The 263-nt window shown below is 44.5% G+C and carries 1 pseudogene; it reads left to right on the top strand.

The window, feature by feature from the left end:
• Positions 1-256, top strand: a pseudogene (locus tag CXF87_RS22100) (MerR family transcriptional regulator); the annotation flags it as partial.
• Between the last annotated feature and the right edge of the window lie 7 nt (positions 257-263).

A 263-nucleotide genomic window follows, 5' to 3' on the forward strand; every position in this document is an offset into this window, starting at 1 on the left:
CGTTAGTCTTCCAGAGATCAAACAAATATTATCTTGGGCGGATCAAGGCACCGTAGAGTTTAATGAACCAGTACCACTCGCCACTCAAAGGCGACGTCTTCACTTGCGGACCCAAGAACTTCAGGTGATAGCGCGATGGTTAGATAACATGAACCAAGACAAGATGACTGAAAGCTTCAGGCTGAAGGAACTAATCGAATCGCTTGGGACAGGTAAATTAGTTTTCGAGGCTAATGATTCGCGAAGTAATCATTAGTGATGCT

This window comes from Halomonas sp. MES3-P3E (assembly GCF_002836035.1).
Lineage (GTDB): Bacteria > Pseudomonadota > Gammaproteobacteria > Pseudomonadales > Halomonadaceae > Vreelandella > Vreelandella arctica.